We start from the raw sequence: 8,869 nt of genomic DNA, 5'->3' as shown, positions 1-8,869 counted from the left end.
CCTCACTCCTCTTCCCTGTATCTCGATTAAAACACAAATGACCCACAAGAGGGTCACTTTTTTAAAGTGTCCTTCTTGTGGGTCACAGTTCAATATGCAATAACAGGGTGTTTTTTATTAGGTATTTTACGACTTTAAAATCTCAATTTTGCGTATACGGTGCTTGTCCTTCTCTAGAATCACGAAGGCCAGGTCGTCCTTTTCGAAGCGGCTTCCCTTCTTGAGTGTGGAATCCTGGCTGTTTAACCAACCACCGATGGTATCGAAGTTGCTATATCCGAACTCCGCCCCAAGGAGCTCTCTAATCGTCGACAGTGCTACTTTGCCGTCGACAATGATATGCGTGTCGCTCAATTGCTGGAGCTCAGGGATCTCCTCCGTATCAAACTCATCCCGTATTTCGCCGACGATTTCCTCCAGAATATCTTCGATTGTCACCAAGCCTGAAGTACCGCCGTATTCATCGACAAGAACAACGAGGTGAACGTTCTGACGCTGCATCTCTTTCAAGAGTACTTTGACTGGCGTGACTTCCGATATGGTTAGCACCGGCTGCATCAAGTCCTTCAATTGCAAAGTAGAATTCTCACTGCGTTTCAGAAAAAACTTTTTTGTATTAATGAAGCCGACTACATGGTCCGGAGTCCCGTCGATGACAGGAAAGCGAGTAAATTGTTCTTCTACAATAGTTGCAATCTGCTGCTCTACCGGATGATTCACGTCAAGGCACACCATATCGGTACGAGGGACCATAATTTCACGGGAGAGAATTTCATCAAAGTCGAAAATCCGGTTCATATAGCCAAACTCCGCCTGATTGATATTACCGCTCTTGTAGCTCTCAGACAGGATGATCCGAAGCTCCTCTTCGGAGTGAGCGTCTTCGTGTTCTTTGGCCGGACGTAATCCGAACATCCGAATTAGCCGGTTCGCAGATCCGTTTAATACCCAGATGAAAGGGTACATGATTTTGTACCAGACTATGATAGGACGTGCACAAATGCTGCTGACCAGCTCCGCCCGCTGAATGGCCATCGACTTCGGTGCCAATTCACCGACAACAACATGCAGGAACGTGATGATGGAGAAAGCCACGATGAACGATATAATAGAAACCATTTCAGCTGGCAGAAAGTCTTGCAGCAGCGGATACAGGATTTTCTCTACGGCAGGCTTACCAATCCAGCCAAGACCAAGCGCAGTAACCGTGATTCCGAGCTGACAAGCGGACAGATAGCCGTCCAGATTGCTGGCGACTTTCTGTACGGCCAGAGCGTTTTTGCGTCCTTCCATAACCATCTGATTGATCCGGCTGGGTCTTAATTTCACAACGGCAAATTCTGTCGCAACGAAGAGGGCGGTACCGAGAATAAGGACAGCGATGATTAACAAATCAACGATTAACATTTAATGGGTATTCTCCTTTATTATGATGGCTTGGTTTTGTGAGGATTTATAAATTTATCTTATTTATATCTTATAGTATTCACACGTAATTACAATGGTATTGATGAGTTAAATGTGTCAAAACAAAAAATGCCGCGCTCGCCTGAATTCGAAGCAGGCTGTTCAGAAGTTCATTATGAGGGGGTTTTATAAGCTGGAAACAATCTATCTTTTAGACTCTAGGATCAATATTGCGAGGGTAAATTATTGAAAACTAGAATAATGGTATGGATTAATTTAACAATCGGGATAATGAGGCTGGTTAGGGGATGGGGAATGGCTTGAGGATTCACGTTTAGCTGAGATAGGTACAATTCCAACGTGTTGATTTCTGCTTGAATGAACAGAAAATTAATAAGGAAGAGGGCTCTCGCGAGCCCTCTTCCTGACGGTGTTGATAGTTGAGTCGATCAATTCTCACTGCTAGCATGCGAAACATCATTCGTCAATCGGAGCAAGTCAGCAGTTGCTTCATTCATTCCTTTTGAGCACAATGATACGTATCCGTATGAACGGTTAACCTATCGATGCTCGAATGCGCGTGTGTTACAGACAAGTGTCTTTGACACACACCTCCGCTTCTATACTGAGTGAATGAAATCCTCCGGGTATCCTTTCACCAAACGGTTCAATGGAACCACACCTCTCTTACACCGTCGAATATAGAATGACCAGAACCAGAACAATGTATACAAGCGGTTTTACAAAAAAATTAATGCGCCATCCGCTTCCATTTGCGTTCATGATTCGAGGTTTCAGGGAAACGCTGGCCTTTGTGCAGCTGTACCTTTTTCGGATTTTCAATGCCCATATGGTAGGAATTTACACCGTCTTCAATGTAGGTGCCATCGTTCGGTGCTCTGTCTCCAGGGGAAAATAAAGTCCATTCGCCCATTTTAATCGCCTCCAGCTTAGGATGATGTATCGAACGTCTGCCTGTAAGCATTCGTTCGGAGTCTTTAGTATGAGCTGCAATAAGGAATTGCATAAGTAGCAGAATACGGCTGTAAAGCTTATCTTGTCATAAGGATTGAAATTTGATATAGTATAGAGATGCGAGCCCAAGGCTCGTTCCTTGCCCCATATATGGGGCCGCTAGTCCAAAAGGAGGTGAAACAATATGCGCAAATATGAAGTGATGTACATCATTCGTCCAGAAGTTGAACAGGAAAATGTTCAAGCTCTCGTTGATAAATTCAATGGCATCATCTCCAACGGTGGAGAGGTCATCAAAAGTGACATTATCGGTAAACGCCGTCTTGCGTATGAGATCAACAAGCTTCGTGATGGTTACTTCGTTCTGGTACACTTCAATGGAACAACTGAAGTTATTAATGAACTTGACCGTGTCATGAAGATTTCGGATGAAGTTATCCGTTCGTTGATCGTCAGAGACGTCGCTTAAGTCCGTATAGGATTGTTCGATTGGGAGGCCGGAAACGATGTTGAATCGTGTAATATTGATTGGCAGATTGACGAGAGACCCTGAGCTTCGCTATACGCCTGCAGGCGTTGCAGTTACGCAATTCACTATTGCTGTAGATCGTCCTTTTACGAGCGGTCAAGGTGAGCGTGAAGCGGATTTTATTCCTGTCGTAACGTGGCGTCAGTTGGCTGAGACTTGTGCGAACTACTTGCGTAAAGGCCGTTTAACAGCGGTTGAAGGTCGTATTCAAGTGCGGAATTACGAGAATAACGAAGGCAAACGCGTCTACGTGACGGAGGTTATCGCTGATAACGTACGGTTCTTGGAATCCAATCGCGAAGGCGGTGGATCACGCGAGGAAAGCGGTAGCGGCAATAGCAGCAATGCTGGCGGCAACGGCGGTGGTACAAGCAGCGGCGGATCTTACGGTGGCGGTAATCGGTCAAGTAACAACTCACGTAACGATAGCCGTGATCCATTCCAGGATGACGGACGCCCAATTGATATCTCAGAGGATGACTTACCGTTCTAAGAGTGCTGCAAGTTGAAATTTACAACGAATGGAGGATATGACAATGGCTTTCAAGCAAAGAGATAACGGCGGCGACGAGCGTCCAGAGCGCAAGTTCAGCGGACGTAAAGGCGGACGCAACAAACGTCGTAAAGTGTGTTTCTTCACTGTAAACAAAATCACGAAAATTGATTATAAAGATACAGATTTGCTGAAAAAGTTTATCAGCGAGCGCGGCAAAATCTTGCCACGTCGTGTGACTGGAACAAGCGCGAAATACCAACGCTTGCTTACAATCGCAGTTAAACGTTCACGTCAAATCGCATTGCTTCCTTACACAACTGAATAGGTTGTAGGAGCAATAAGAAAAGAGGCTGTTCCAAAGGTCAGAAATGACCCGGAATGGCCTCTTTTTTGCATATTAAGCAATAACAAGAAAACTGAAGTATACCGCAGTTATACTAATTTTTAAGCGCTTACTTAGAAGATTATACAGTAGTTTAATGTGTCGGTTCTGAGTATACTAAGTTACTGTGATCATCGGCCCCGATCTTTCTGAGAGTGGAAGGTCAAAAATTTCATAAAAGAAAAGAGGAATATTTAAATTGCTTGGACAACTGAAAAAAACATGGTTCTTCAACGTTAGAGGAGATGTTTTGGCGGGATTAACTGTAGCACTCGCGCTCATTCCTGAGGCCATTGCATTCTCCATCATTGCAGGGGTTGATCCCATGGTTGGATTGTATGCTTCATTCTCTATTGCTGTCCTTATTTCGATTTTTGGCGGCCGTCCAGGGATGATTTCTGCTGCAACCGGTGCTATGGCGCTGCTGATGGTAACCCTCGTTGCGGACCATGGCGTGCAGTATTTATTTGCTGCGACTATTTTAACCGGAATTATTCAATTTATTTTCGGCGTTTTTAAATTTGGAAGATTTATTACTTTCATCCCACAACCCGTTATCATTGGTTTTGTTAATGCATTAGCGATTCTCATATTTATGGCTCAGCTGGTTCAATTCAAAGGCCAAGGCTGGCTAATGTATGTGTTAGTGGCTGTAACCTTAGCTATTATTTATATCCTGCCAAGATTTACAAAAGTTGTACCTTCCGCACTCGTAGCAATCATTGTCATGACGGTTATTACTGTTTTAGCTGGAATGAATGTGAGCATGGTTGGCGATATGGGAAAAATTACGCAGCAGCTTCCAATATTCCATATTCCTGATATTGTCTGGTCTTTTGAAACTTTAGCCATTATTTTTCCTACATCTCTTACTTTAGCTATTGTTGGTCTGCTCGAATCGCTCATGACTGCAACGATTATAGATGAAGCGACGGAGACAAAAAGTGATAAAAACAGAGAAGTTCGCGGTCAAGGTATTGCTAACTTCGTAACGGGCTTCTTTGGCGGGATGGCAGGATGCGCAATGATCGGACAGTCTGTCATAAACGTTAAATCGGGTGGAAGAGGCAGACTTTCAGCTATGGTTGCTGGAGTATTTCTTCTATTCTTAATTTTGGTGCTCGGTAATGTTGTTGTACAGATCCCAATGGGTGCTTTGGTGGGCGTCATGATTATGGTATCTATAGGCACATTTGACTGGCAGTCACTGAAAAATTTGAGAAAAGTGCCGGTGGCCGATTCGATTGTAATGATTGTTACGGTAGCGGTTGTCGTGTACACTCACGATTTGGCAAGAGGCGTTCTTGTAGGTGTAGTTTTAAGTGCTATTATTTTTGGATGGAAGATTTCAAAAATCCAAGCAGTATCTACTTTGAAAGCAGATGGATCAAAGCAATATACGATCCGCGGACAAATGTTCTTCGGAACGATGACATATTTTGGAGAATTATTCGACATCACCAATGATCCAGACAAAATTGTGATCGACTTTACTGCTTCACATGTTTGGGATCATTCGGCTGTAACGGCAATATCAAAAGTCGTGATGAGATATCAACAAAATGATAAAAAAGTAGAAATCATTGGACTAAATGAGGAAAGTCAGAGAATAATTGATCGAGTGGGGTTAGCAGCACCTTCCGGGCATTAAGCATGACTATTGTATAAGGTATAGTTATATTTCCTAGGGGCAGCTCGGAGGGAATGAAGGTTTGTTATTCCTTGCGAACGATTCTAACATATTCCCGCGGCATGAACGACGTGAAGCGGTCACTGGAATGAACGGCTTTGTGCGATGAGTAAATGGAGTAGTTATAGGGTTTCATGAGCTGCCGATGCGCACGCTTTTCACGGATATGATGATCAAGTATTCCTCCGGTGAGAAGAAGGAGGGTGAAGATCAGCGCGCTGATTATTATTTTTTTGGCTAGCATAGCGATCACTCCTTCATTAGAGTAATCCCCTTTAGTAGCTGAAATATTCGCTAAGGGCAACTAAAATTGAAATTATTTTGACAAAAACTAGCTTGAACGATATAATTGTTTATAAGTATGACACAATATAATAATAATGTTTTATCGGAGGAGCCTGCCAACAGCGGGCTCTTTTTGTGTTTTTTTCAGGAAAGCGAAGAAATATTTATTATGGTCACAAATTGGTTATGCTGATTAAGCAACATAAGCTTCGTTAGGAGGATGAAAATTGTCTTTGCTGCATCTTGCCGTCATTATTCCTTTTATTTTTGCCATGGGCAGTCCGATCCTTCATAAGGTGCTGAAGCGCGTTCATACGGGATGGTTTATACTGCCGGCGCCTGTCTTATTGTTTGTTTATTTTTTATCGCGTATTTCATCGATTCAAGCAGGGGAGAAAATAAAGGAGACCATTTCTTGGATCCCTTCGCTTGGCATTGAATTTACTGTCTATCTGGATGGACTGGGGCTGCTATTCTCGTTACTGATTAGCGGGATCGGTTCTCTCGTCGTGCTGTATTCGATTTTCTATCTAGACAAGATCAAAGAAGCGATCAATTTGTTTTATGTTTATCTGCTTCTATTTATGGGAGCGATGCTCGGCGTCGTGCTCTCGGATAATCTTATGGTGCTTTATGGGTTCTGGGAGCTTACGAGTATTTCTTCCTTCCTACTTATCGCCTTCTGGCATAAACGGGAAAGATCCAAGTACGGCGCTTTAAAATCTATGCTGATTACCGTCTTCGGCGGTTTAGCGATGCTTGCAGGCTTCGTGCTGCTGTATATAATGACGGGTACGTTTAGTATTAGAGAGATCATTGGCAGCGTTGATCAGATCACGGGACATGTTTTATTTATTCCTGCGCTGCTGCTCGTTCTTCTCGGTGCGTTCACGAAGTCCGCCCAGTTTCCTTTTCACATCTGGCTTCCGGATGCGATGGAGGCGCCGACACCGGTCAGCGCTTATCTGCATTCGGCTACCATGGTTAAGGCCGGCATCTATCTTGTCGCCCGCTTGAGCCCGGTATTTGCGGGAGAGGCGGTCTGGTTCTGGCTCGTTTCCGCTGCCGGTATGATTACGCTTTTCTATGGCTCGTACCGGGCAATGAAGCAGATCGATCTGAAGGCGATGCTCGCATACTCGACGATCAGTCAGCTTGGCCTGGTGATGAGCTTGCTCGGATTGGGATCTGCCGCGGCAGTTTATACGGGAACGACGGATTCGCTGTTCTATGCAAAGGCGACAATGGCCGCTATTTTCCACCTTATCAATCATGCCGTGTTTAAGGGAGCTCTCTTCATGGTGGTCGGAATTGTCGATCATGAGACCGGAACGAGGGATATGCGCAAACTCGGAGGACTGATGTCCGTTATGCCGGTCACTTTCTCGGTGGCGCTCATCGGAACCTTCTCGATGGCCGGCTTGCCGCCGTTTAACGGCTTTTTGAGTAAGGAAATGTTTTTCACGTCGGTGTTGAACATTATGCAAATGGATGTGTTCAATATGGCGTTTCTCGCTGTATTCTTTCCTATAGTTGCTTGGATTGCGAGCATATTCACGTTCGTATACAGCATGCTGCTCGTATTCAAAACCTTCACTGGAAAGAAGCAATTTGAGAAGCTGGAGAAGAAGCCGCACGAAGCGCCGCTTGGCATGCTGCTGCCGCCGGTTATTCTTGGCTCTTTGGCGGTTGTGTTCGGTTTATTTCCGCAATTGTTGTCCTATTCGCTTATTGAGCCGGCCATGGCAGCCGTACATCCGAGCCTGCTGAACCCGGGAGACCGGTTTGAGGTGAAGATTAGTCTGTGGCATGGCTGGACGACTGAAATTTTTATGACAATCGGTGTCGTGCTTATCGGTATTTTGTTGTTTAAGCTGCATCATCGTCTGAAGGTATTGAATCAGCCCCTGTTGAGCCGCTTTTCGTTGAACCAGACGTACGACGGTGGAATCAAGCTGATGGATCAAGGCTCGAATCGATTGACGAATACGTATATGACGGGCTCGATTCGCCATTATTTAATCTATATATTCGTCTTTCTTATTGCTTCGCTTGGCGTTACCTTGTTCCGTTCTAACGCCTTGCAATTCGATTTTTCGAAGTTTGCGCCGATGTCGATCTACGAGGCTGTCATTATATTCGCGCTTGTCGTATCAGTCATAGCTGTTCCTTTTGCCCGCACGCGGCTGATGGCGATTATTTTGACGGGCACCGCAGGTTATATGGTCACTTTGTTTTTCGTTATATTTCGGGCGCCGGATTTGGCGCTTACGCAGATGATCGTGGAGACGGTATCCGTCACGCTGTTTCTACTATGCTTCTATCATCTTCCGGATTTGAAGAGGGAGGTGACCGCGCTGCGGTTCAGGCTGTCTAACTTTATCATTTCCGTTGCGGTAGGTGCGGTAATGACCATCATAGCGCTTAGTGCAAGCAGCAGCCGTTCCTTTGAATCCATTTCTACCTTTTTTCTTAAGGAGAGCTACAATTCAGCGGGAGGCAATAATGTCGTTAATGTCATCCTCGTTGATTTCCGGGGCTTTGATACCTTGTTTGAAATCGTTGTGCTCGGAATCGCATCGTACGGCATATATGCCATGATTAGGCTGCAGGTGAAAGAGAGCGATGATTCGCAAGCACAGCTTCATGTAAAGCTAGAGAACAAGCAGGGCATACAAGCATTCAAGAGTAATGATGTGATCTTGAAGACGATCTCGAAAGTTGCGATTTTCATTATCCTTACCTTTTCGTTGTACCTGTTCTTTGCGGGGCATCACAATCCGGGAGGCGGTTTCATTGGCGCTCTGATGACCTCAGCTGCGTTAGTGCTGCTCACAATGTCATTCGGCATGAAGACGATCCAGGAGGTTCTGCCGATTGACTACCGCAAGCTGACGGCAATTGGCATTCTTATTGCCTTGCTGACGGGTGTCGGGTCGTTTTTGTTCGATGTGCCGTTTCTCACCCATTACCATCAATATGTTACTTTCCCGCTGTTCGGAAAGCAGGAGCTTGCAACCGCGCTGCTGTTCGATCTGGGGGTTTACTTGACAGTTATCGGCATTACGATGACGATTATTTTGACCATAGGGAGGGATAAGTAGC

The 8,869-nt window shown here is 45.0% G+C and carries 8 protein-coding genes; 5 read left to right on the top strand and 3 right to left on the bottom strand.

All coding sequences use genetic code 11. The features are described 5' to 3' along the window. Positions 1–126: 126 nt before the first annotated feature. Together ACO9K6_RS11935 and ACO9K6_RS11930 are read right to left on the bottom strand one after the other, a co-directional pair. On the bottom strand, positions 127–1,407 hold the full coding sequence (locus ACO9K6_RS11935; protein WP_424767788.1) for a hemolysin family protein: 1,281 nt from the start codon (positions 1,405–1,407) through the stop codon (positions 127–129). A gap of 751 nt (positions 1,408–2,158) precedes the next feature. Further along, a complete protein-coding gene (locus tag ACO9K6_RS11930) occupies positions 2,159–2,341 on the bottom strand; it encodes a YjzC family protein (protein ID WP_424767787.1) in 183 nt (60 codons plus the stop codon). 225 nt (positions 2,342–2,566) lie between these two features. Between ACO9K6_RS11930 and rpsF the strand changes: the two genes are divergently transcribed. The 4 genes from rpsF (at position 2,567) to ACO9K6_RS11910 (ending at position 5,440) form a co-directional block, all read left to right on the top strand. Beyond that, positions 2,567–2,851, top strand: coding sequence for a 30S ribosomal protein S6 (rpsF, locus tag ACO9K6_RS11925; RefSeq protein ID WP_424767786.1), 285 nt, complete (start codon positions 2,567–2,569; stop codon positions 2,849–2,851). A gap of 37 nt (positions 2,852–2,888) precedes the next feature. Then, positions 2,889–3,404, top strand: a complete 516-nt coding sequence (gene ssb / locus ACO9K6_RS11920) for a single-stranded DNA-binding protein (protein WP_424767785.1) — start codon at positions 2,889–2,891, stop codon at positions 3,402–3,404. Positions 3,405–3,447: 43 nt separating this feature from the next. Then, complete coding sequence (gene rpsR, locus ACO9K6_RS11915; protein ID WP_114382141.1) at positions 3,448–3,732, top strand: 30S ribosomal protein S18; 285 nt, start codon at positions 3,448–3,450, stop codon at positions 3,730–3,732. Positions 3,733–3,988: 256 nt separating this feature from the next. Next, positions 3,989–5,440 carry a SulP family inorganic anion transporter gene (locus tag ACO9K6_RS11910; protein ID WP_424767784.1) on the top strand — a complete coding sequence of 484 codons (1,452 nt, stop codon included), beginning with the start codon at positions 3,989–3,991 and terminating at the stop codon, positions 5,438–5,440. A 64-nt stretch (positions 5,441–5,504) separates the two neighbouring features. Here ACO9K6_RS11910 and ACO9K6_RS11905 read toward each other — a convergent pair whose 3' ends face one another. Further along, complete coding sequence (locus ACO9K6_RS11905) at positions 5,505–5,723, bottom strand: hypothetical protein (protein ID WP_424767783.1); 219 nt, start codon at positions 5,721–5,723, stop codon at positions 5,505–5,507. 268 nt (positions 5,724–5,991) lie between these two features. Here ACO9K6_RS11905 and ACO9K6_RS11900 point away from each other — a divergent pair, with 268 nt between their 5' ends. Continuing rightward, entirely contained in the window at positions 5,992–8,868 is a 2,877-nt protein-coding gene (locus tag ACO9K6_RS11900) for a Na+/H+ antiporter subunit A (RefSeq protein ID WP_424767782.1), read from the top strand. The last annotated feature ends 1 nt before the right edge of the window (position 8,869 follow it).

It is taken from the genome of Paenibacillus praedii (genome assembly GCF_049725345.1).
GTDB lineage: Bacteria > Bacillota > Bacilli > Paenibacillales > Paenibacillaceae > Pristimantibacillus.
The sequence above is the reverse complement of the archived record's forward strand: the minus strand, read 5'-3'. Positions and strand labels throughout refer to the sequence as shown.

Bases quoted from the DNA above. Each gene is read 5' to 3' on its own strand.
- ACO9K6_RS11905 (WP_424767783.1), bottom strand. From the start codon at position 5,723: ATGCTAGCCAAAAAAATAATAATCAGCGCGCTGATCTTCACCCTCCTT.
- ssb (WP_424767785.1), top strand. From the start codon at position 2,889: ATGTTGAATCGTGTAATATTGATTGGCAGATTGACGAGAGACCCTGAG.
- rpsR (WP_114382141.1), top strand. From the start codon at position 3,448: ATGGCTTTCAAGCAAAGAGATAACGGCGGCGACGAGCGTCCAGAGCGC.
- rpsF (WP_424767786.1), top strand. From the start codon at position 2,567: ATGCGCAAATATGAAGTGATGTACATCATTCGTCCAGAAGTTGAACAG.
- ACO9K6_RS11930 (WP_424767787.1), bottom strand. From the start codon at position 2,341: ATGGGCGAATGGACTTTATTTTCCCCTGGAGACAGAGCACCGAACGAT.
- ACO9K6_RS11935 (WP_424767788.1), bottom strand. From the start codon at position 1,407: ATGTTAATCGTTGATTTGTTAATCATCGCTGTCCTTATTCTCGGTACC.